Origin of the sequence: Sporichthya sp. (genome assembly GCF_013815995.1) — a bacterium.
Taxonomy (GTDB): Bacteria; Actinomycetota; Actinomycetes; order Sporichthyales; family Sporichthyaceae; genus Sporichthya.
This window is the reverse complement of the sequence record NZ_JACDFE010000016.1, coordinates 1-20,681: the sequence shown is the minus strand read 5'-3', so window position 1 is coordinate 20,681 and position 20,681 is coordinate 1. Positions and strand designations below refer to the sequence as shown.

19 protein-coding genes and 2 pseudogenes are annotated in these 20,681 nt (G+C 70.5%); 14 read left to right on the top strand and 7 right to left on the bottom strand.

The features are described from left to right. Positions 1-4: 4 nt before the first annotated feature. The 3 genes from argB to argC are packed head-to-tail and all read right to left on the bottom strand — an operon-like array spanning position 5 to position 3,082. Positions 5-892, bottom strand: coding sequence for an acetylglutamate kinase (argB, locus tag H0X00_RS03580; RefSeq protein ID WP_293767363.1), 888 nt, complete (start codon positions 890-892; stop codon positions 5-7). Positions 893-902: 10 nt separating this feature from the next. Further along, positions 903-2,054 (bottom strand): bifunctional glutamate N-acetyltransferase/amino-acid acetyltransferase ArgJ, encoded by a 1,152-nt coding sequence (gene argJ / locus H0X00_RS03575; RefSeq protein WP_293767362.1) that lies wholly within the window; start codon positions 2,052-2,054, stop codon positions 903-905. Continuing rightward, positions 2,051-3,082, bottom strand: a complete 1,032-nt coding sequence (gene argC / locus H0X00_RS03570; RefSeq protein WP_293767361.1) for an N-acetyl-gamma-glutamyl-phosphate reductase — start codon at positions 3,080-3,082, stop codon at positions 2,051-2,053. The genes argJ and argC overlap by 4 nt, the downstream gene beginning before the upstream one ends. Before the next feature lie 164 nt (positions 3,083-3,246). Here argC and H0X00_RS03565 point away from each other — a divergent pair. Both H0X00_RS03565 and H0X00_RS03560 read left to right on the top strand, forming a co-directional pair. Continuing rightward, a pseudogene (locus H0X00_RS03565) lies at positions 3,247-3,435 on the top strand (glycosyl transferase family 2); the annotation flags it as partial. Between the two features lie 144 nt (positions 3,436-3,579). Continuing rightward, positions 3,580-4,941 (top strand): glycosyltransferase, encoded by a 1,362-nt coding sequence (locus tag H0X00_RS03560; RefSeq protein ID WP_293767359.1) that lies wholly within the window; start codon positions 3,580-3,582, stop codon positions 4,939-4,941. 218 nt (positions 4,942-5,159) lie between these two features. Here H0X00_RS03560 and H0X00_RS03555 read toward each other — a convergent pair whose 3' ends face one another. After that, positions 5,160-5,294: a hypothetical protein gene (locus H0X00_RS03555; protein WP_293767358.1), complete on the bottom strand. Its 135-nt coding sequence runs from the start codon at positions 5,292-5,294 to the stop codon at positions 5,160-5,162. Between the two features lie 183 nt (positions 5,295-5,477). Between H0X00_RS03555 and H0X00_RS03550 the strand changes: the two genes are divergently transcribed. After that, the gene (locus tag H0X00_RS03550) at positions 5,478-7,211 is read left to right on the top strand and encodes a hypothetical protein (protein WP_293767357.1); all 1,734 of its coding nucleotides are present in this window, start codon (positions 5,478-5,480) and stop codon (positions 7,209-7,211) included. Positions 7,212-7,292: 81 nt separating this feature from the next. On the opposite strand, the gene H0X00_RS03545 is transcribed toward H0X00_RS03550, so the two are convergent. Then, positions 7,293-7,775, bottom strand: coding sequence for a GbsR/MarR family transcriptional regulator (locus tag H0X00_RS03545; RefSeq protein ID WP_293767356.1), 483 nt, complete (start codon positions 7,773-7,775; stop codon positions 7,293-7,295). Positions 7,776-8,050: 275 nt separating this feature from the next. On the opposite strand from H0X00_RS03545, the gene H0X00_RS03540 reads away from it, so the two are divergent. The 7 genes from H0X00_RS03540 to H0X00_RS03510 all read left to right on the top strand — a co-directional run bounded on the left by H0X00_RS03540 (position 8,051) and on the right by H0X00_RS03510 (position 16,544). Continuing rightward, positions 8,051-9,427: a hypothetical protein gene (locus H0X00_RS03540; RefSeq protein ID WP_293767355.1), complete on the top strand. Its 1,377-nt coding sequence runs from the start codon at positions 8,051-8,053 to the stop codon at positions 9,425-9,427. Continuing rightward, positions 9,424-9,729 carry a hypothetical protein gene (locus H0X00_RS03535; protein ID WP_293767354.1) on the top strand — a complete coding sequence of 102 codons (306 nt, stop codon included), beginning with the start codon at positions 9,424-9,426 and terminating at the stop codon, positions 9,727-9,729. Before H0X00_RS03540 ends, H0X00_RS03535 begins: the two co-directional genes overlap by 4 nt. Before the next feature lie 13 nt (positions 9,730-9,742). Next, positions 9,743-11,926, top strand: a complete 2,184-nt coding sequence (locus tag H0X00_RS03530) for an ABC transporter permease (protein ID WP_293767353.1) — start codon at positions 9,743-9,745, stop codon at positions 11,924-11,926. Next, positions 11,923-13,668, top strand: a complete 1,746-nt coding sequence (locus tag H0X00_RS03525) for an ATP-binding cassette domain-containing protein (protein ID WP_293767351.1) — start codon at positions 11,923-11,925, stop codon at positions 13,666-13,668. The genes H0X00_RS03530 and H0X00_RS03525 overlap by 4 nt, the downstream gene beginning before the upstream one ends. A 240-nt stretch (positions 13,669-13,908) precedes the next feature. Continuing rightward, complete coding sequence (locus H0X00_RS03520) at positions 13,909-14,841, top strand: hypothetical protein (protein ID WP_293767350.1); 933 nt, start codon at positions 13,909-13,911, stop codon at positions 14,839-14,841. 73 nt (positions 14,842-14,914) lie between these two features. After that, positions 14,915-15,877, top strand: coding sequence for a hypothetical protein (locus H0X00_RS03515; protein WP_293767348.1), 963 nt, complete (start codon positions 14,915-14,917; stop codon positions 15,875-15,877). Between the two features lie 133 nt (positions 15,878-16,010). Beyond that, on the top strand, positions 16,011-16,544 hold the full coding sequence (locus H0X00_RS03510) for a hypothetical protein (protein WP_293767346.1): 534 nt from the start codon (positions 16,011-16,013) through the stop codon (positions 16,542-16,544). Here the strand turns inward: H0X00_RS03510 and H0X00_RS03505 are convergent, their stop codons facing one another. Continuing rightward, positions 16,545-16,760: a dienelactone hydrolase family protein gene (locus H0X00_RS03505; protein WP_293767345.1), complete on the bottom strand. Its 216-nt coding sequence runs from the start codon at positions 16,758-16,760 to the stop codon at positions 16,545-16,547. Positions 16,761-16,821: 61 nt separating this feature from the next. Further along, positions 16,822-17,574 (bottom strand): SOS response-associated peptidase, encoded by a 753-nt coding sequence (locus tag H0X00_RS03500; protein WP_293767344.1) that lies wholly within the window; start codon positions 17,572-17,574, stop codon positions 16,822-16,824. A gap of 33 nt (positions 17,575-17,607) precedes the next feature. Here H0X00_RS03500 and H0X00_RS03495 point away from each other — a divergent pair, with 33 nt between their 5' ends. From H0X00_RS03495 to H0X00_RS03480, 4 genes and pseudogenes are all read left to right on the top strand, one after another. Then, positions 17,608-18,003, top strand: coding sequence for a hypothetical protein (locus H0X00_RS03495; protein WP_293767342.1), 396 nt, complete (start codon positions 17,608-17,610; stop codon positions 18,001-18,003). 20 nt (positions 18,004-18,023) lie between these two features. Beyond that, positions 18,024-18,635 carry a hypothetical protein gene (locus H0X00_RS03490; RefSeq protein WP_293767341.1) on the top strand — a complete coding sequence of 204 codons (612 nt, stop codon included), beginning with the start codon at positions 18,024-18,026 and terminating at the stop codon, positions 18,633-18,635. Next, a complete protein-coding gene (locus H0X00_RS03485; protein WP_293767340.1) occupies positions 18,628-20,253 on the top strand; it encodes a PEP-utilizing enzyme in 1,626 nt (541 codons plus the stop codon). The genes H0X00_RS03490 and H0X00_RS03485 overlap by 8 nt, the downstream gene beginning before the upstream one ends. After that, positions 20,250-20,681, top strand: a pseudogene (locus H0X00_RS03480) (3-phosphoglycerate dehydrogenase); the annotation flags it as partial. The gene H0X00_RS03485 and the pseudogene H0X00_RS03480, both read left to right, overlap by 4 nt.

Genomic DNA, 20,681 nt, shown 5'->3' with positions numbered 1-20,681 from the left:
TCGCTCACGGCTTGCCTCCAGGCACGACCATCGTCCCGATGCCTTCGTCGGTGACCAGTTCGAGCAGGACCGAGTGCGGGACTCGGCCGTCGAGCACGTGCGCGGCCGGAACTCCGCCCCGCACGGCGTGCAGGCACGCCTCCATCTTCGGGATCATCCCGGAGCTCAGCGTGGGCAGCATCTCGGCGAGCTCGTCGGCGCTGAGCCGGGAGATCACCTCGTCATCGGCCGGCCAGTTCGCGTACAGGCCCTCGACGTCGGTGAGCATGATCAGCTTCTCCGCGCGCAGAGCGACGGCGAGCGCCGCGGCCGCGGTGTCGGCGTTGACGTTGTAGATCTGGCCGTCGGTACCGCGGGCGACGCTGGACACGACCGGGATCCGGCCGTCGGCGAGCAGTCCTTCGACCACACCGGGCTCGACCTCGGTGACCTCGCCGACCAGGCCGATGTCGACCTCTTCGCCGTCGACGATCGCCGGGCGGCGGGTGGCGGTGAACAGTCGGGCGTCCTCACCTGAGAGGCCGACCGCGTACGAGCCGTGGTCGTTCAGCCGACCGACGATGTCGCGCTGCACCTGCCCGACCAGCACCATCCGGACGACCTCCATGGTCTCCGGCGTGGTCACCCGCAGCCCGGCGGTGAAGTGGGACTCGATGCCGAGCTTGTCCAGCGCTGCGGAGATCTGTGGGCCGCCGCCGTGCACGATCACCGGCCGGATGCCGGCCAGGCGCAGGAACACGAGGTCCTCGGCGAAGGAGTCCATCAGCGCGGCGTCGGTCATGGCGTTGCCACCGAACTTGACCACGATCGTGCGGCCCTGGAAGTGGCCGAGCCACGGCAGGGCCTGGACCAGGATCGCGGCCTTCTGCTGGGCCTGCTCGGTCCTGCTCATTGCGGCCCGCTCACGTCGAGTACGCGCTGTTCTCGTGGACGTAGTCATGGGTGAGGTCGTTGGCCCAGACGGTGGCGGTCGCCCCGCCGGCCTTGAGGTCGATGAGGACGTCGACCTGACGACCGGTCAGGTCAACCTTGTCGCGGGACTCCCCCACGCCGCCGTTGCGGCAGACCTGCACGCCGTTGAAGGACACGTCGAGGGCGTCCGGATCGAAGGCGGCTGATGTGGTGCCGACCGCGGCCAGGATCCGCCCCCAGTTCGGGTCGTTGCCGAACACCGCGCACTTGAACAGGTTGCTGCGGGCGACCGAGCGGGCTACGTCGACCGCCTCGTCCTCGGTCGCGGCGTTGACGACCTCGATCGCGATGTCGTGCGCCGCGCCTTCGGCGTCGCGCAGCAGTTGCATGGCCAGGTCCAGGCAGACGGCCCGAACGGTGGCGGCGAACTCAGCGGGGTTCGGCTGGATCTCGCTCGCCCCGGAGGCCATCAGGAGCACGGTGTCGTTGGTGGACATGCAGCCGTCGGAGTCGACCCGGTCGAAGCTGACCCGGGTCGCCGCCCGCAGCGCTGCGTCCAGGCCGGCGGCGTCCACGTCGGCGTCGGTGCTGAGCACGACGAGCATGGTGGCCAGTCCCGGCGCGAGCATGCCCGCGCCCTTGGCCATGCCGCCGACGGTGTACCCGGAACCGGTGGAGACGGCCTGCTTGGAGACCGAGTCGGTGGTCATGATCGCGACCGCGGCGGCCTCACCGCCGTCGACGGACAGGGATTCGGCGGCGGCGTCGCAGCCGGCGAGCAGCTTGTCCATCGGCAGCCGCTCACCGATCAATCCGGTGGAGCAGACCGCGACGTCCGCGGAGGAGATGCCCAGCAGTTCGGCCACGTGCTCGGCGGTGCGGTGCGTGTCGCCGAAGCCCTCCGGACCGGTGCACGCGTTGGCGCCCCCGGAGTTGAGGATCACGGCGTCCACCCGGCCGTCGCCGAGAATCTGACGGGTCCACACCACGGGGGCGGCCTGCACGCGGTTGGAGGTCAGGACCACCGCCGCTGCGTGCGACGGGCCGTCGTTGACCAGCAGGGCGACGTCCGGCTTCCCGCTGGCCTTGAGGCCCGCGGTGACGCCGGCGGCCCGGAATCCTGCTGGTCCGGTGACGGTCACGGCGCCACCCCGATCGCCGACAGGCCGAGCGTCTCGGGCAGCCCGAGGGCGATGTTCGCGTTCTGCAGGGCCTGGCCCGCTGCGCCCTTGCAGAGGTTGTCGATCGCGGAGACGACCACGGCCCGGCCGGAATCCAGATCGGCGGCCGCCTGCAGGTGCACCGAGTTGGCCCCAAAGGTGGCGGCGGTGTGCGGGAGTTGCCCCTCGTCCAGCAGGAACACGAACGGCTCGTCGGCGTAGGCCTGACCGAGCGCGGCCCGCAGGGCGGCGGTGTCCACGCCCGGCTTCAACCTCGCGGTACAGGTGGCGAGGATGCCCCGCGGCATCGGCGCCAGCAGCGGGGTGAACCCGACCGATACGGGCGCGCCCGCGGCCTGGGACAGGCCCTGGGTGATCTCGGGAGTGTGCTGGTGCGCCCCGCCGATCTTGTACGGGGACAGGTCCCCCATCACCTCGGAGCCGAGCAGGTTGGTTGTCGCCCTGCGGCCGGCGCCGGAGGTCCCCGAGGCGGCAACCACGACGACGTCGTCGGTCTCGACGAGGCCGGCCGCCAGCAGCGGAGCCAGCGCCAGGATGACCGAGGTCGGGTAGCAACCGGGGTTCGCGATCCGCTTCGAGCCGGCGATCAGCTCCCGCTGGCCGGGCAGCTCCGGCATGCCGTAGGTCCAGGTGCCGGCGTGCGGCACCTTGTAGAACCGCTCCCAGGCCGCGCCGTCCGCCAGACGGAAGTCCGCGCCGAGGTCGACGACCAGCTGGTCGGGCCGGAACTCCTCGACCAGCGCGGCGGAGGCCCCGTGCGGCAGCGCGAGGAACACCACGTCGGCGTCGGCGAGCAGCGCCGGGTCGCTGGGCGCCATGACCTGGCCCGCGTAGGTGACCAGGTTCGGGTGCACCGCGGTGACCGCTTCGCCCGCACGGGAGTCGGCCTGGGCCACGACGACGTCGAGCTCGGGGTGCGCGGCAAGCAGGCGCAGCAGTTCGCCGCCCGCGTAGCCGCTCGCTCCGGCAACCGCCGTCCGCATACCCATGACTGCCTCCTCCGTGGTCTCATATTCATACCATGCAGCGCAATTTCATGTGTAGTCCGGTTACCGGCGGCGAGCGATCACATCCATACAGATCCGGTATCGGTTGAGAAGCCGACGCTGACTCTGACGGCGTAACGGGGTGCACATGATCCCGAGGGGCCCGGATTCTCGTTTTCGACCGAAAGGTCGCGCTTCCGCGCGGTCGAACGAGGAGCTGCCTGGAATCCGTGCGGGACCACATCGACCACTGGCTGATCGTTGACACCGGGTCCACCGACGGGACGCAGGAGTTGATCCGCACCATGCTCGCGGGGATCCCCGGCGAGGTGGTCGAGCGGCCCTGGGTGACCTTCGACCGTGCTGCGGGCCTGAGGGGGCGTCACCCGACCGGCGCAAACCCGGTCTGAGACGCGTGTGGCGGAAGGTAGCGTCCGGACCACGGGCATAGGGGCGCACATCGGGCGGCCGCGGCGCATTCCGACACGGGGGATGAAGAAATGACGACAGTCGGGCTCTGCATGATCGTCAAGGACGAGGCGGCTGTCATCGAGCGCTGCCTGGCCTCGGTCCGCAACCACATCAGCCACTGGCTGATCGTTGACACCGGCTCCTCCGACGGCACCCGCGAGATCGTTCAGCGCGTGATGGCGGGTGTGCCGGGGCGCCTGTACGAGCGGCCCTTCGTCGACTTCGCCTACAACCGCACTGAAGCCGTCCAGGCTGCGCGGGTCTGTGCGGACTACACGTTGGTGATGGACGCCGACGAGGTGCTCATCACCACCGAGCAGTTCACCTGGCCGCAGCTGGAGACCGACATCGTCGAGCTCGGTCACATGTGCGGCAACCAGCACCGCCGCACGCCCGCCGTGCTGTCCAACCGTCGTTCCTGGCAGTTCCACGGCGTCCTCTTCGAGCGCTTGCAGACCGCCGACGCCGACACCCGCACGGTTCTGACGGACGCGGTCCTTCGGGAGCTTAAGGACGGCAACCGGCACAGCGCCTTCGCCCCGATCGAGCGCAACACGCTCGACGCCCGCGTGCTCGAGGCAGCACTGCGGGAGGACGAGGAGAACCTGTACCACCGCTACCGGCTGGCCGGTTGCTACCGGGACAGCAACCGCGCAACGAAGGCGCTGGAGGCCTACCGCGAGCGGGTTGCCCTCGGCGGTGACCGCGGTGAGGTCGCGGACAGCCTGTTGCAGATCGCGCATCTGCTGCAGCGCACGGGCGCCGAGCCCGACCGGGTCATGGCCTCGTACCTGAACGCCTGGGAAGCGATGCCGACCCGGGCCGAGCCGCTGACCGACCTGGCCGGCTTCGCCCGTGAGCAGAGCAAGTTCTCCCTCGCCCGGCTGATGGCGCACCGCGCGCTGGAGATCCTGCCCCCGGTTGATGCGCCGTACATCGACGAGACCGTCTATCGCTGGCGCAGCCAGGACGAATACGCGGTGGCCTCGTACTGGACCGGTTTCGTCGCCGAGTCGGCCGTGGCCAGCAGTGACCTGATCGCGCGCGGGGTCCTGCCGGACACCGAACTCGCTCGCGTGGAACAGAACCTGAGCTTCGCGCGCTCGCGCTGCGAGGAGGCCGGTCTGGCCATCCCGCCGCCCGCGTATGCCCGAACGGCCCCCGGGGCGGCCCCCGCGCCCGCCGACGCCGGATCCCAGGCGGCCCCGGGGGCGGCTCCTGCCCCCCTGTCCGCGCCGTCCGTCGAGGCGTCCCAGAGTGGTGCCGTCCTGGTGTCGGGTCAGAGCATGGTCGACCCCGAGGCCCGGATCCCCGTTCCCATGACCGCCCTCGACGACAAGGCCCACCAGTTCCGCGGCCTGGCGCCGGCGCTCGAGCCCGAGAACAGCTGAGCCCGGCTCGGCTCTGGGAGCTGGGCGCCTTGCCCGGCTTGCTGGAAGCTGAGCCCAATGGGTGAAGTCGGCAGGAAATGACGCCCCGTCAGCATTGACGGGCGTTTCTGCGTTCCCAGGCCGGACCCACGTTTCGGCGCTGGTCGCCACCCCGGCGTGCGTCCGCCTATGTGGTCGCTATAGCAACCACTTGGGCGGACGCAACCCGGCTTGCGCGCCTAACCGACCAGGTCGTCCAGGGCGGCCAGGCGATCCCGCTGCGCCGGGATCAGAACCAACCCGGACAGCCGCGGCTGCGGTGCTTCGACGGTCGGCGTCCCCGCCCAGATTTCGTCCCACTCACGACGCGTCATAGCCGTCCCCCTGTCCCCCGTGAACGCGTCAGGAGCGGCATGTCCGGACACGTGGGCCAAGCCGACCATCTACGCGGGGTGGTCCGCATGCGCCGTCCGGGTGAACCGAGGTGTCACGCGGGGCAACCTGGGGAATTGACCTTCGCTGACATTTGCTACCCGAGCGTCACTTACTCTTCCGAAATGACCGCGACCTCGACCGGATCCGGCGGCACGGGGCCCAAGCGCCCGGCCGACCGACTCATCCTGCGCGGCTACGGCCCACTGGCCGCGCTGATCGTGGTCCTCCTCCTGCTGACGATGCTGGTGCCGAGCCGGCCCAAGGACGACGAGCTCACCCAGTTCACCGACAACACGGGCTTCTCCGCGCCGGAGACGACCACCGGGCAGCCGGGCGCCCCGGTCGGCACTACGCCCACCGGTACCGCGCCGTTGGACACCGGCGCCCCGGCCGCCCCGGGGGTTACCCCCGCCAAGGGCGGCAAGCCCGTCACCACCAACTCCGCCGTCGGAGCGGCACCGGCGACAAACTGCTCCGGCGGGGCCAAGCAGGACGGCAACACCGCCTACTCCCCCGCGTGCGTGGCCTGGGCCGGCGGGGACAACGGCGGCGCGACCGCCCGCGGGGTCACCAAGGACACCATCACCGTCACCTTCAGGGACATCGGCAACCCGCTCGGGGACTCCGACTCCGAGCTGGCGAAGACGGCCGAGGAGAAGGGCATCATCGCCTCGCCCGAGGCCACCGAGCGCACCCGCGCGGCGCTGTTGGAGTACTTCAACCGCACCTTCCAGCTCTACGGGCGCAAGGTGAAGATCGAGACCTACAAGGGTCGCGGCGACGCCATCAAGGAGCTCGGCGGCACCGGCCAGGAGAGCGCCAACGCCGACGCCTTGAAGGTGGGCCAGGAGATCAAGGCCTTCGCGGACATGACGGCGATCAGCCAGCCGTACCTGGACGCGCTCGTCCGGCAGAAGGTGGTGGCCTTCGGCGGCCTGCACCTGCCGGCCAGCTACTACTCCGCCCGCGCGCCCTACGCCTGGGGTCAACTCGTCGACTGCACCGCACTGCTCGACAGCGCCGTCGACCTGCTCACCAAGCGGCTGCCGCCGAGCGGCAACGCGAATCGCGCCGGCAGTGCCGCGCTGCGCCAGAAGCCTCGTAAGTACGGCCTGGTCATCCCCGACGACGCGGTCTACGCGCAGTGCATCAAGGAGGCCGGTCCGAAGCTGGCCGCAGCCGGGATCACCATCACCAAGGAGATCCGGTACTCCCTCGAGATCGCGAAGCTGCAGCAGGAGACGCCGAACATGGCGGCGCAGCTCAAGGGCGCCGGGGTGACCACCGTGCTGCTGGTGACCGACCCGATCCTGCCCTTCTTCCTCTCCGGTTCGGCCACCCAACAGGACTTCTGGCCGGAGTGGTTCGTCACCGGCACGGTGCTCACCGACGCCGACGTTGCCGGCCAGTTCTACGACCAGGACCAGTGGCAGAACGCCTACGGGCAGAGCTACCTCTCGGACATCCGCCAGGGCAAGGCCTCGGAGTCGTACCGGGCCTACAAGGCGATCCGCCCCCAGGACGAGCCGACGCTGACCCGCGACCTGGACTACTACTCGCTGCTGATGCTGTTCATCGGCCTGCAGGGAGCCGGGCCGAACCTGAACCCGCAGACCTTCCAGCGGGGCATGTTCGCCTACCCCGGCGCCAGCGGCCCGCTCGGGCATTGGAGCTGGGGCCCCAACGACTACACCGCGATCGACGACGCCCGCGAGATCTACTACGACCGCCGGGCCCTGTCCGCCTTCAACAACCAGCCCGGCCGGTACATCTCGGTCAGCGGCGAGCGCCGCTACCGCGGCAGCTGGCCGGCGAAGGACCCGGGCGCACCGGTACCGACCGCCGCCGCGCCCTGATCGCTGCGCACCAGTTGGACGTGGCGACGCGTCGGACCACGGCACAACCGGAATAACGAAGCAGACGCCGCGAGCGCCCGGCTACGAGGTGCGCTGAGCCTGGTGCGTCTTCCATCGCTCGGAGATGCCCTTGAGTTCGTCGTCCATGAACCGGACGAACTCCGCGAGCTCACCCAGGCGCTCCGCGCCGGAGGAGCCAGGACCCAGCACGCTCACGCCCTCGTCCGCCAGGTCAGCCAGGTGCGGCGAGCCCTCCTGCTTGCGCATGACGGCACCGAGGATCCCGCCGGACGCCAGACGGTAGTGCTCCTGGCGCGAGCCCGGGATCGGATCCCGGATCACCAGGCCGGAGTCGATCAGGTGGTTGACCGCGGACGAGATCGCGGCCGCGCTCACGCCGAGCAGTCCGGTGAGCTGGCGGGCGGTCAGTTGCTCGCGCTCCTCGCAGAGCAGGGCGACGTAGACCCGGGCCGGCATGCGGGACCAGCCGCGCTCGTGCAGGGCCAGCGACATGCGCTCGACCAGGGTGCGCAGCGGATCCGGCGCAGAGTCTGCTGCCAACACCACTGCCTCCTCCTGTCGGTGTTCGGCCCTCTGACCTGCGTATTCGGGTATTTCGAGCCGGTTGGGACTGTAGCGCCGCTCAAGGCTCGGTACTGATTCCGCCCCGCACAGGTCCACAACAGCTTCCCATGCGCACAATGGTCCGAACCGGTAAAGAATTCGCGTCATGAGGTACTACGTTCACACTGTTCCGAATACGGTGAACGTGGCGGTGGCGGACCCATCAGGTCGCGGCAGCTGCCAGGAATCCCCAATCCCGGGAGGCGCCAATGAGGGTGAGCCGCCGCATTCGGCTCGGCCTGCCGCTGGCCGCGGGCGCGTTGATCGCTGCCTCCGCCTCGGTTCATGCGGGGCCGGACACGGCCCCCAACAAGGCCGACACCGAAACCCAGGGTCAGTCGCAGGCCGTGCTGGCCCGCCTCGTGCCGTACGTCGGGCTGCCTGGCGTCACCACCAGCGTTGGCCTGGTCACCGCCCAGGTGGCCAACGGCACCGCCCAGGCCTCGGCCGCCGCAGCGGACTTCGGTCTGCTCGGCACCCTGGCCGGCGGCGCGGCCAGTGGGCAGGCCCCGGACGGCGTCGCGCTCCCGTCGCTCCCCTCCCCGATCAGCGCCGACAGCGAGGGCAAGAACTCCGTCGAGCGTGATCCCTTCGCCGAGGCCGGCGCGCCCGCGCTTCCGGCCGGCAGCGCCACCGACCCGGGGGCCTTCATCGGGCACGAGTCGGCCACCGCCACCAAGGACCCGCTCGCGGCCAGCGGTGTCGTGCAGGGGCCGACGCTCAAGCTGCCGGGCGTCTTCGAACTCGCCGGTGGCCGCTCCATCGCCACCTCCGCCCAGGCCGGCGCGGGCTCCGAGGTCACCCTCGGCAGACTCGACCTCGGCAACGGCCAGGTCGTGCTCTCCGGCCTGCGCTGGGTGGCCGACCAGGCCAACTCCGCGAACGCCACGTCGGGCTTCAGCATCGGATCCCTGATCGTCGCCGGTCAGAGCCTGCCGGTGGACAGCCCGGCCGAACTCGCGACCAGCCTGAAGCAGGCCAACGAGCAACTGGCCCCGCTCGGCCTGGTGCTGCACGCGCCGACGAACCTGGCCGACGCCACCGGCGGATCGGTCGCCCCGCTGGTCATTCAGGTGCGCAACCCGGGGGCCCTCGTTGAGCCGACCAACTCCGCCTCCGCGGCCCTGGCCCCGGTCGTCACGCAGCTGATGGACGCGGTCATCGCCGCCAACCCGGACGCCGCCGCCGCCCAGATCGTGGCCAACGCCCTCGTCGGCGGTGCCGGCGGTCGCAGCGGTGGCCGGATCGAACTCGGCGGAGTCAGCGTCCGCTCCGGACTCGTCGAACTCGAAGGCGCCTTCGACACCATCACCGACGCCCTCACCGCCGGCGCCCTGCCCAACACCACCGACCGTCCGACGGCCGCTGCCCCGCAGGTAGATGCCGCCGGCTTCGGAGACGTGCCCGCCAGCGACGTCCCCGTCGAGGAGAATCTGATCCCCGCTCAGTCGCCCGCCACCCAGAACGCCGCCCTCGGAAGTTCCGAGGACACGAACAACGACCTCGCCATCCTCGCGCTCGCGCTGGGGTTGGCCGCGGTCATTGTGCTAGCGGTTGGCGATCGACTCCGGATGGCCGCGAGCGCTCGGTGAACACCCGGCCGAATCGGCTGATCCTGTCGGGCTACGGCCGGGCCGAACCTGAACCCGGCGGCGTTCGGCCGGGGCATGTTCGCCTACGGCAAGCATGTGGGCGCGTACGGCAGTGGAGCTTCGGGCCGAACGACTACACCAGTACCGACGACGCCCGGGAGTTCTATTTCGACCCGAAGGCGCTGAGCCCGTTCAACAACCGGCCGGGCCGCTGCGTGCCGGTGAACGGGGGCAAGCGCTACATCGGAGCCACCTGGCCACCGAAGGTGAACATGCCCATCCCACCGGCCGTGGCGCCGTAGGCCGCCGACGCTGATGAGTCCACTGCCCGCCGCAGTGCCCGCCGCCCTCAACGACAAGCGCAGCCGAGTGCTGGCTGCGATTGTCGGCGCCCCGATCGCGTGGGCGATCCTGAACGCGATCCTGCCCTCCGGCCTGCCGCTCGGCGTGGTCCTGCAAGGCGTCGTGCTGGGCTCGCTGACCGGGCTGTCTGCGCTCGGCCTGGTCCTGGTCTACCGGTCGTCGCGGATCATCAACTTCGCGCAGGCCGCCCTGGGCTCGGCTGCGTCGTTCCTCGCGGTCCAGCTGTTCCTCGTCAAGGGCTGGAACTACTACGTCGCGCTCGGCGTCGGTCTGGTCGTGGCCGCGGTGATCGGCGCGCTCTGCGATCGCCTCGTCGTGCAGCGACTGTTCTGGGCGCCGCGCCTGATTCTGACGGTGGCCACGATCGGCCTCGCGCAGATCCTTGCGGCCATGCAGTTCGCGGTGCCGAAACTCGTCGGATCCGGCGGCGGCTTCGGCGGGCTGCAGGGCTCCTTCCGCACCCCGCTCGACATCAAGTTCACCTTCGAGGGCCTGGTCTTCACCGGCGCCCACGTGATGATCCTGATCGCCGTTCCGATCGTGCTGCTGGTCTTCGCCCTCTTCCTGCGCAGCTCAGCGGTCGGTGTCGGCATTCGCGCGACGTCGTCCAACGCTGAGCGGGCGATGCTCCTCGGTATCCCGGTCCGCCGGCTCTCGACCCTGGTGTGGGCGCTGGCCGGTGCGCTGTCCGCGCTGGCAGCGATGCTCTCCGCCCCGCTGGTCGGCGCCGGCGGCGAGATCGCCGGCGGTCCCTCGCTGCTCCTGCCGGCGTTGGCCGCCGCCGTCATCGCCCGAATGGAGAGCCTGCCCGGAGCCGTCTTCGCGGGCATCGGCGTCGGCGTCTTCCAGCAGGCGGTGTTCTGGAACACCTCCCGGTCGAGCTACGTCGACGTCTTCCTGCTGGCCGCGGTCCTGGTCGCGCTGCTGCTGCAGCGCCACAAGCTCACCCGAGCCGCCGACGCGAACACGGCGGGCTGGGCCACCGCGGATGAGGTGCCGCCGGTGCCGGCCGAGATCCGTCACCTGCCCGAGATCATCTGGGGCCGGCGCCTGGTGCTGGCCGCGGTCATCACCGGGGCGATCCTGCTGCCCTACGCCCTGAGCCCGAGTCAGATCAGCCTGCTCGGCACCGTCACGATCATCTACGGCCTGGTCGCGGTCTCCCTCGTCGTGCTCACCGGCTGGGCCGGTCAGATCAGTCTGGGCCAGTTCGCCATCGCCGGCGTCGGCGCGGTGGTCACCGGCGATCTCGTGGCCAAGACCGGCGCCGACCTGCTGATCGCGATGCTCGCCGGCATGGTCACCGGCATGGTCACCGCGGTCGCCATCGGCATCCCGGCCCTGCGGATCCGCGGGCTGTTCCTCGGCGTGACCACGCTGGCGTTCGCGGTCCCGCTCTCGACCTTCTTTCTCAACCCGGCGAACTTCCCCTCGGCCATCCCGACGCAGGTCGACCGGCCACTGGTTCTCGAGCGCTTCGACCTCTACGACGAGAAGACCCTGTACTGGTTCTGCCTGACCATGCTCGGGATCGCCCTGGTGCTGGTCCAGGGCATCCGGCACTCCCGCACCGGTCGCGCGATGATCGCCGTCCGCGACAACGAGCGGGCGGCGGCCGCCCGCGGCCTGAGCCCGACCAAGATCAAGCTGGCCGCGTTCGCGGTCAGCGGAGCCCTGGCCGGGCTGGCCGGCTCCATGCACGTGATCGCGCTCGACGGCGTACGTGCCGGCACCTACTCCCCCTCGATCTCCTTCGAGGCCTTCACCATGGTGGTGCTCGGCGGCGCGACCTCGGTGACGGGCGCCCTGCTCGGCGCGATCTTCCTCAGCTACGCCAAGTACAAGCTCTCCGGCGGGATGCAACTGTTCGTGACCGGCGCCGGCGTGCTGTTCGTGCTCCTGGTGCTGCCCGGCGGACTCGGCCGGGTCGTGATCTCCGGCCGCGGGTACTACTTCCGGTTGGTCGCCCGGATGCGCGGCATCACCCTGGCCGGTCCCGGCGGCGAGACCGGAGCCACCGAGGTCGACCTGGCCTCGATCAGCGGTCGCCTCTCCGCCGCGGGCCCGGACCCGCTGGCGGTGCCCGAGGAGGGACCCGGCCCACGGCCGACGGGCCGACCGGCAGGTGCCGGATGACCGGCAGTCAGCATCTGCTCGAGTGCACCGGCCTCGAGGTCTCCTACGGCCGCAACAAGGTGCTGCACGGCGTCGACGTCCACGTCGGTGCCGGTGAGGTGCTCGGCCTGCTCGGCACCAACGGCGCCGGCAAGTCGACCCTGCTGCGCGCGATCTCCGGACTCACCCCGCCGAAGCACGGCAAGGTCCGCTTCGACGGCAAGGACACCACCGGCTCCTCGCCGATGAAGATGGCCCGGCTCGGCCTGGCCTACATGCCCGGCGGACGCGGCATCTTCCCCGACCTCTCCGTCGCGGAGAACCTGCGGATGGCCACCTGGGTGACGCGTAAGGACAAGGCGCACTGCGCCGCGGCCGTCGCCCACGCCATCGAGCTGTTCCCCGCGCTGACCACGCGCATGGAGGACCGTGCGGGCCTGCTCTCCGGCGGCCAGCAGCAGATGCTGGCGCTGGCCCAGGCCCTCGTGCAAGGTCCGGCCGGCACGGACGGCAAGCCCGGCGCCCGGGTGCTGCTCATCGACGAGCTCTCGCTCGGTCTGGCACCGGCGATCGTGTCCGAACTGCTCGACGTGGTGCGCCACCTGCGCGACCAGGGTCTGGGCATCCTGCTGGTCGAGCAGTCCGCGGAACTCGCCCTCAAGGTCTCCGACCGCGCGATGTTCCTGGAGAAGGGCGAGGTCCGCTTCTCCGGGCCGGCGCAGGGGATCCTCGAACGCGGCGACCTGATCCGTTCGGTGTTCCTGGCCGGTGCCCTCGAGCAGGCCGACGAGCACCTGCCGCACATCGACGGGCTCGAGGTGCCGGAGATCGACCCGGAGGCGGTGCACGAGGCCCGCCAGCACCTCGACGACCTGGACGGGCTGGAGGACCCCTACGAGGGGGACGAGGTGGACGAGGTCGTTGAGGACCTCGCCGACATCGTCGAAGCCGCAATCGCGGCTGAGGATGCCGAGCCCGTCGGCCGCGTCGTGATCGCCACCCGGAACCTGCGCAAGACCTTCGGTGGCGTCGCCGCCATCGCCGGCGTCGACATCGACATCCGGGCGGGCGAGATCGTCGGGCTGATGGGGCCCAACGGCGCCGGCAAGACCACCATCCTCGATGCCATGTCCGGCTTCCTGGTTCCGGATACCGGGCGGATCTTCTTCAAGGGCAACGACGTCACCGACCTGACCCCGCAGGCCCGCGCGCACCTCGGCCTGGGCCGGTCGTTCCAGGACGCGAAGCTGTTCCCCGGCCTCACGGTCACCGAGACCATCGCGGTTTCCTGCGAACGGTGGGTGAGCTCCCGTGAGCCGCTGGCTGCGGCCCTCCGGCTGCCGGCCTCGCTGCTCTCCGAGATCGATGTCAGCGAGCGCGTCGAGCGGATCATCTCCCTGCTCGGTCTCGCGGTGTTCCGCGACCGGTTCGCCAGCGAGCTGTCCACCGGCTCCCGCCGGTTGGTCGAGTTCGGCTGCCTGATGGCGCAGGAGCCGGACGTGCTGCTGCTCGACGAGCCGGCCGCCGGTCTGGCCCGCGCCGAGGCCGAGCTGATGGGCCCGCTGATGAAGCGGATCCGCGAGGCCACCGGTGGAGCGCTGGTGATCGTCGAGCACGACGTCGGACTGCTGCGACGCACCTGTGACCGGATCATCGCCCTGGAGTCCGGCCGGGTTGTCGCCGAGGGCGCGCCGGACGACGTCCTGTCCGACCCCACGGTGATCGCGACCTACCTCGGCGCCGAGGCTGCGGCGGCGCACTGAGCTGTGCACTGCTGTGGAAGAACCCGTCGCGCAACCCGATGTAGTTCCCTTAGTCGACGCATTTCAAACCGGCATGGCCTGCCGTGCCGATGTGGCGTGGGCCACCTCGTCCGCTTATGTACGGTTTCGTGTCGCCTGATTGGACCAACAGTTCTTCAGCGTGCGGACATGGCGGCACCGTAAGCCCCACCCTGTATCAGTACCGGCGCCAGAAGTGGCGCAACGTCGAGGAGACCTGCCATGGCGGCACCGGAGGAAAGCCCCACAGCGGGCTTCCGCCTGCCACTGCGCGGCGGTCCCCTGGTGCCCCTGGTCGGCGTCTGCGTCGGCGTGGTGGCCCTGACCGCCGCCGTGACCCTCGGCGGCGAGGACTCCTCGTCGAGTACCGGTGATACCCCCAAGGCCGACGTCCTGACCACGACCGCCGCCGCCGACCCGGCCGATCGGCCGGCCGCCAACACCTGCGTGCTGATGGTCAACGGCGTCCCCCGCACGATGACGGTGCCCGCTGCCCGCACCCTGACCCAGGTCGCCGCCGTCGGCTGGCAGGTCAAGGCTCCGGCGGACATGGTCGCCCGGGTGCTGGACCTGGGCAGCGCCAAGGCGGCCCAGGGCCTCTCGACGACCGATGCCCTCGACCTGTTCACCCGCGAGGACACCGCGGTGCCGTCCGCCGCCGCGGTGGCCGACCTTCGCGCCCTGACCGAGCCCGGCGGCCTGACCTGCGCCTTCGGCCCGCCTGCGGTGCCCGCCGAGGTCAAGGGCAAGTCCGGCCTGACCCCGCGCGCGGACGCGATGCGCCAGGGCGTGGTCGACGCCTTCGGCAAGCTCCCCATGAGCGGGTACGGATCCAAGGCCGCGAAGAACACGCCCGAGGCTGCCGGCCGGGCCCTGAACATTGCGGTCGCCGACACCTTCTCCCCCGAGGTCAGCGCCGGTTGGGTCCTCGCGTCCTGGCTGACTGCCCGCGGCGCCGACTACAAGCTCGACACCATCGCTTACGGCGACCGGACGTGGGCACCGGCCTCCGGCTGGCAGCCCACCACGCCCGGCCAGACGACAGCCTCCTCGGCGCGTCCCGGCCGGGTCTACGTCTCGGTGACGGCGGGAACCTCGGCAAGCAAGGCGAAGGACACCAAAAAGGCCGCCAAGAAGGCCAAGAAGAGGTCTTAACTCCGACGCGCCTGACGCAGCGTCACCTTAGAGAATTCCTGCGCCCGGCCGACCGTCTGAGACAATGGTTCCGATGACCGCAGAGCGCGCACACGGGAAGCGATCCCAGCGAGCCGTCGGAATCGCGGTCGCCGCGGTTCTGCTGGCCGGTGGCGCGGTGGCCGTGCAGGCCACGCGCAGTGACGGCTCCGCGACTCCCCCGGGCTCGGTCGGCGCCGCTGACGCCAGCGGCCTGGTGGACGTGTCGACGCGCGACCGTGCGATCGCGACCCGATCCACGGCGCGTACCAAGGGCCCGCGGGTCGTCCCGGCCGCTACCACCAAGAAGCCAGAGTGCCAACTCGACCTCGGGTACGGGGTGTGGGCGATCGACCTGACGGCGGCTCGTTCGCTGACCATGCTCGCCGCGGTCGCCTACCGGGACGGCCTCAGCTACGTGAAGGCGGCGCGTGCCTTCGAGCACGGGCTCACCAAGGAAGGCCGGGTGCCGCTACGGGCCGACCAGGCCCGCTCGGAGATCCGGTTCAAGCGGCTGCACCCGGTTCCCCGCACCACCTCGCTGGATGCGGTCTACGCCTTGTTCCGGCCGCACACGCTGACCTGCGTGACCCCGCAACGGGGGATGCCACAGCAGTTGATGGCGAGCAACGGCCTGACGCTGCGGACGATCGCGATGATCCGCGGCTGGGCCGAGGCTTACGGCGGCCGGCCGATCGGCGGCTTCGCGCCCGGCGGCGTCAGCGGCGGCCACATCGAGAACTCCGCGCACTACGACGGTCGCGCGGTCGACATCTTCTTCAGCCTGTCCGACCCGGACAACAAGGCCCGCGGTTGGTTGCTCGCGCACTGGCTGATCGCCCATGCGGACTACTACCAGATCGCGACGCTGATCTTCGACGACACGGTCTGGTCGAACGTCAATTCGGTGATGGGCTGGCGCCCCTACGTCCACCCCTCGGGCGACAGTACCAATGTGACGCTGCGTCACCTCGATCACATTCACGCCGACGTGGTACGCGGCTACGCCCCGCAATAGCGCCACTCTGGTCGCAGGTCCGGGCCCTAGGCGGCCCGCGACAGCCCGACACTCCCGCCAGAGTCAGGTTTGGCCCTATGTTGTCGAACTGTCAGATCCGCTTGTTCCTGTGGCTCGGAAGCCGGTGAGTGCCGTGCGGCGTTCCTCCCTCCTGGTCGGTGTGCTCCTCGTGATCACGACCGCCGCCTGCAGTGACGACGACGATGAGGTGGCGGCCACGCCCTCGACTACATCGAGCGCGTCGGCAGTGACCAGCGCCTCGCCGGCCGCATCGCCCACCGCCTCACCTACCCGGTCCGGGCCGTGGCTGACAGAGGTCAACCGGCTGTGCGAGGACCTGGTGGATCGAACAATCGAAGTGCGCGGCGGCGACGGCTTCGTGCCCACGCGGGAGAGCTACCTGGACCAGAAACCCGAGATCGACGACCTGATCGAGGAATTCGACGCCAAGGTTGACGACATCTCGGTATCCGAGGACGAGCAGGAGGCCGCCGACACCTTCAAGGCCTACCGCGAGTTCTCCGACGCCGATGACGCTCACCTGAAGGAAGCGGCCGATACCGGGGACGAGGCGGCATTCCAGAAGCAGTTCGACGCGGCCGCAGAGCCGTTCCGGATTCAGCGGGCGAAGCTCACCGCTGCAGGCATCGACTGCGACGCCCGCTGATCAGGCCAGGTGCGCGCCGAACCAGGCGAGCAACTGCTTCTGCGCCGCGGTGGCCGCGGTCGCGTTGTACCGCTCGCCGGTGTTGGTGAAGAATGCGTGCTGGGCACCGTCCCAGACCTTGACCTCGTAGGTCAGCTTCGCGGCCTTGAGCGCTTCGGAGACCGGGGCCATGGAGGCGTTGACCCGCCCGTCCTCGCCGGCATACTTCATCGCCATGGCGCGCACCCTAGATCGCGGGACCTGGGAGTCCAGGGAGACCTCAGGTCTGGAACCGGCCTCAGAAGAGCGTCTGAGGTTCTGTTTCCGCCAGCGGAGCGATCAACTCCGGGCCATTGTTGCGGTGATTGTTGACGGCGGTGGAGACCGGATAGGCCTCCAGGCCGGCACCGGGACTGGGCACCAGCAGCTCGGTCAACGCAGCGGCGTCGGACTCCCCCGGGTCCAGCCACGCGGCCCAGCCCGACGGCTCGACGAACATCGGCTGGCGGTCGTGGATCGCTCCGATGGCATCACTCGCGGTCGTGGTGATCACCGTGCAGGTGCGTAGCCAGGCGGTCGGGTCCTCCCGGTTCTTGGCCTTGTCCAACCAGAACTCGTACAGCCCGGCCATCGCCAGCGTCTTGCTGTCCCGGCGGCGGATGTAGAACGGCTGCTTGCCGCCGGCCTGCTGGGCGTACCACTCGTAGTACCCGTCGGCCGGGAGCAGACAGCGGCGCTTGGCGAAGGCCGACCGGAACGCCTGCTTCTCCGCCACCGTCTCGACCCGGGCGTTGATCATCCGGGAGCCGATCTTGGGGTCCTTGGCCCAGGACGGGACCAGCCCCCACTGCAGGGTCACCAGCCGCCGGGTCGGCACGGCCTCGGCCGCCTCATCCCGGCCGCGCCGGGTCACGATGCCGTAGACCGGCTTGGTCGGCGCGACGTTGAAGTCGGGCGCGAGCCGCTCCTCCACCGGAACATCGACCGAGTCCAGGTCGAACTCCGCGACCAGGTCGTCGACACCCCAACTCGCTCCGTAGCGCCCGCACATGCGGCCACGGTAGCCGCCGGTACCGTCAGGGCCATGAAGTCCATCCGCGACAAGATCCGGACCAACGCCGCGCCGCATCTGCAGCCGGGCGAGTCCGTCCAGGCCGTGTTCGCGGCGCAGACCGTGAGCCAGTACCTGTTCGTGCCCCTGCTGCTGCTCGGAATCGTGCCGCTGGTCGTCATGCTCGCGGTCTCGCGTCCGTTCCGCACGGTGATCGTCACCGACCGCCGCATCCTGCTCGCTCAGGCCGGCCGGCTGCGTACGACGACCGTGGAGAAGGTCCTCGAGGAAGGGCCCCGCACCACCCGGATCGGTGAGCCGACCGGGCTGTGGTGGGTCTGCACGTCCCTGGGCAACAGGAAGCTCCACGTGCACAAGCGCTTCCACAAGGACATCCGCGACGCGGACGCCCTGCTCCCGGCTTCGTGAGCGCCGGAAATACTGCAGGCATGCCCCAGAAGCTCCGCAGCATCCATCCGGACGACGCCCAGGACGAGCGCCTGGCTGCCCTGCCGTTGGAGAGCGCGTACACCTACGCCTACCTGCCCACCGTCCTCGATGACGAGGGCCGGGCCAAGGACCAGCCGGCCGTGCTGAACGGCTACCTCTGGCCGCTTCGCGCCGACGACCACCCGACCGAGGCGATGGACGCCGACCTGGCCACCCTGAACAATGCCGGGCTGATCTGCCGTTACGAGGTGACGGGACGGCCTTACCTGCACGATCCGCGCTGGAAGACCCGGCACAAGCTGACCCGGCCCACGCCCTCCACGCTGCCGCCGTGCGCCGTGCACGAGAAGTCCTTCGACGAGGCGGTGACCGAGACCTTCGGCAAGTTCGCCGAGCAGGTGAACTCGGCGGTCGGCGTCGCCGCCAGTCACATCGACCAGAAGCGGATCCAGGACTCCCTCGCCCGCCTGGTCGAGGACGTCACCTATCTGGTCGATCCGGAGAAGGCCGTCGCCAACGGGCAGAAGGTCCGCAACATGTTCAGCCGCTCGAAGAGCGGCGAGGACCAGCTCACCGAGTCAGCCGCTGAGCCCGGCGAATCCGATGAGTGAGCGGGAGCCCGCGAACGTCCTGCACTGCGGCGGATCCTCGCCCTCGGTGGCCTGGTCCACGATCAACGCCGGCGAGGCCATCCCCGGCGTCGTCACCACCTTGACCTGGAGCCTGTTCGGCGAGCGCACCGAGCGCGGCCTTCGCGGCGCGTTCTGCGACCTCGGCGTTCTGACGGAGGCTCAGGTGTCCCGGCCCACTGACCCGGACGAACGCGTCTGGGACATCTTCTTCGGGCGGGCCGCCGCGAACCTGGAGACCTTTCGCAACCTGGCGGACCGGATGCCAGGCACCAGTGGCGACGCGATGGAGTCCCAGCTGTTCGGCACGGTGCGCCCCGGGGTGTCCAGCCGCACCCAGTTCCAGCGCTACCCGGTCGTCGGGCTGAAAGCACCGATGGCGATGTGGGGTGTGGCCGGCCGCCTGGACCGGGCCGGCGAGCACATCGGTCCGTGGTGGCGTAAGGCAGTGACGGCCGCGCCCACGATGACGACGGAGCAGGCCCGCGCCAACCTCGACGCTGCGGCGCGCAAGTTCGCCGGTGTGATGCGCCCGCACGTGCTCGCCGCGATGCTCTGTCAGGGGCTGTACGAGCAGGTCCGCGCGGCGGCCGAACGGGCCGGCAAACCCGGGCTGGAGATTGCTCTGGTCACCGGTTACGGCGACATGGCCGAGACCGCCTACGTCGGCGATCTCTGGGACGTCTCGCGGGCTGCGCTCTCGCTGGATGAATTCGTCGCCCGGCACGGCTACCACGGCCCGAACGAAGGCGAGCTGGCCGCACGGATCTGGCGGCTGGACCGGTCCCCGTTGGAGAAGCTGCTGGGGCACTACGCCGACCTCACCGACGCGCAGGCACCGCGGGCCATTGAAGCCGCCCGGTCGGCCGAGCGGGTGGCGGCCGAGCGCGAGTTGCTCGGCGCCTCGGCCCGGACCCAACGGACGGCTGCGGCCATCGCGCTCAAGACCGCGGCCCGTTTCATCCCGTTGCGCGGCACCGGCAAGGCCGCGTTCCTGCAGTGCGTGGACGTCGCCCGCGCGGCCGCGTTGCGGCTCGGGGAGCTGCACACCGAGGCCGGCTCCCTCAACGCGCCGGACGACGTCTTCCACCTGACGCTGGAGGAGCTGGCTGCGCCGACGCTACCGGCCGGCGTCGGTGATCTGGTGGGCCGACGGCGCCAGCTCCACGAGCGCTACAAGGCCTTCGAACTGCCCGAGTTCTGGGAGGGCGCCCCGGTCCCGTTCGTGCCGCAGAAGGCCGAGCCGACCCCGGCCGGGCAGACGGTCGTCGTTACCGGAATCCCGGTCACGCCCGGCGTGGTGACCGGCCGGGCCCGGGTGGTCCTGGACCCCGAGACCGACGACGGTCCCGAGCCCGGCGAGATCCTGGTCTGCCGCACCACCGACCCGAGTTGGGCGGCGGTCCTCATCATCTCGGCGGCCTTGGTGATCGACATCGGGGGTCCGATCAGCCACGGCGCGATCGTCGCGCGCGAGCTCGGCATCCCGTGCGTGATCGGGACCCGCGACGGCACCGCGAAGATCGCCGACGGTGCTCTGATCGAGGTCGACGGATCGGCGGGCACGGTGACGGTTCTGCAGTCCGGCGCCACCGCATGAGCAATTGGCGCGTGCTCTCGGTGCTGCCGATGCCGGACGACGTGGTGCGCGCCGCCCTGGGTGACCTGACCGGGCGCACTGAGCTCACTCTGCTGCCGAGCTCGACGGTCCCGGAGCTCCACGCCGCCCTGGCCGACGCCGAGATCGTCCTCGGGGCGTGGCAGAGCGCCGGCGCGGCCCACCTCGACGCCGCTGCCGTGGCCGCCGCCGGCCCCGACCTGGTGTTCGTGCAACAGCCCAGCGCCGGCGTCGACGTGCTCGATGTGGCGGCCCTGACCGCCCGCGGTGTGCCGGTCGCCAACGCCGCCGGAGCGAACGCCCGCGGGGTCGCCGAGTGGGCGGTGGCGGCGGCGCTCGCGCTGTCCCGGTCGATCCCGTTCGCCGACGCCGGCGTGCGCGCCGGTGGCTGGCCGCAGATGGACGTGGTC

What these genes read in the sequence shown, in the direction of transcription:
- argC (WP_293767361.1), bottom strand. Translation starts at nt 3,082, where the DNA reads ATGGGTATGCGGACGGCGGTTGCCGGAGCGAGCGGCTACGCGGGCGGC.
- H0X00_RS03525 (WP_293767351.1), top strand. Translation starts at nt 11,923, where the DNA reads ATGACCGGCAGTCAGCATCTGCTCGAGTGCACCGGCCTCGAGGTCTCC.
- H0X00_RS03555 (WP_293767358.1), bottom strand. Translation starts at nt 5,294, where the DNA reads ATGACGCGTCGTGAGTGGGACGAAATCTGGGCGGGGACGCCGACCGTC.
- H0X00_RS03485 (WP_293767340.1), top strand. Translation starts at nt 18,628, where the DNA reads ATGAGTGAGCGGGAGCCCGCGAACGTCCTGCACTGCGGCGGATCCTCG.
- H0X00_RS03490 (WP_293767341.1), top strand. Translation starts at nt 18,024, where the DNA reads ATGCCCCAGAAGCTCCGCAGCATCCATCCGGACGACGCCCAGGACGAG.
- H0X00_RS03530 (WP_293767353.1), top strand. Translation starts at nt 9,743, where the DNA reads ATGAGTCCACTGCCCGCCGCAGTGCCCGCCGCCCTCAACGACAAGCGC.
- H0X00_RS03520 (WP_293767350.1), top strand. Translation starts at nt 13,909, where the DNA reads ATGGCGGCACCGGAGGAAAGCCCCACAGCGGGCTTCCGCCTGCCACTG.
- H0X00_RS03550 (WP_293767357.1), top strand. Translation starts at nt 5,478, where the DNA reads ATGACCGCGACCTCGACCGGATCCGGCGGCACGGGGCCCAAGCGCCCG.
- argB (WP_293767363.1), bottom strand. Translation starts at nt 892, where the DNA reads ATGAGCAGGACCGAGCAGGCCCAGCAGAAGGCCGCGATCCTGGTCCAG.
- H0X00_RS03500 (WP_293767344.1), bottom strand. Translation starts at nt 17,574, where the DNA reads ATGTGCGGGCGCTACGGAGCGAGTTGGGGTGTCGACGACCTGGTCGCG.
- H0X00_RS03560 (WP_293767359.1), top strand. Translation starts at nt 3,580, where the DNA reads ATGACGACAGTCGGGCTCTGCATGATCGTCAAGGACGAGGCGGCTGTC.
- H0X00_RS03495 (WP_293767342.1), top strand. Translation starts at nt 17,608, where the DNA reads ATGAAGTCCATCCGCGACAAGATCCGGACCAACGCCGCGCCGCATCTG.
- H0X00_RS03505 (WP_293767345.1), bottom strand. Translation starts at nt 16,760, where the DNA reads ATGGCGATGAAGTATGCCGGCGAGGACGGGCGGGTCAACGCCTCCATG.
- H0X00_RS03515 (WP_293767348.1), top strand. Translation starts at nt 14,915, where the DNA reads ATGACCGCAGAGCGCGCACACGGGAAGCGATCCCAGCGAGCCGTCGGA.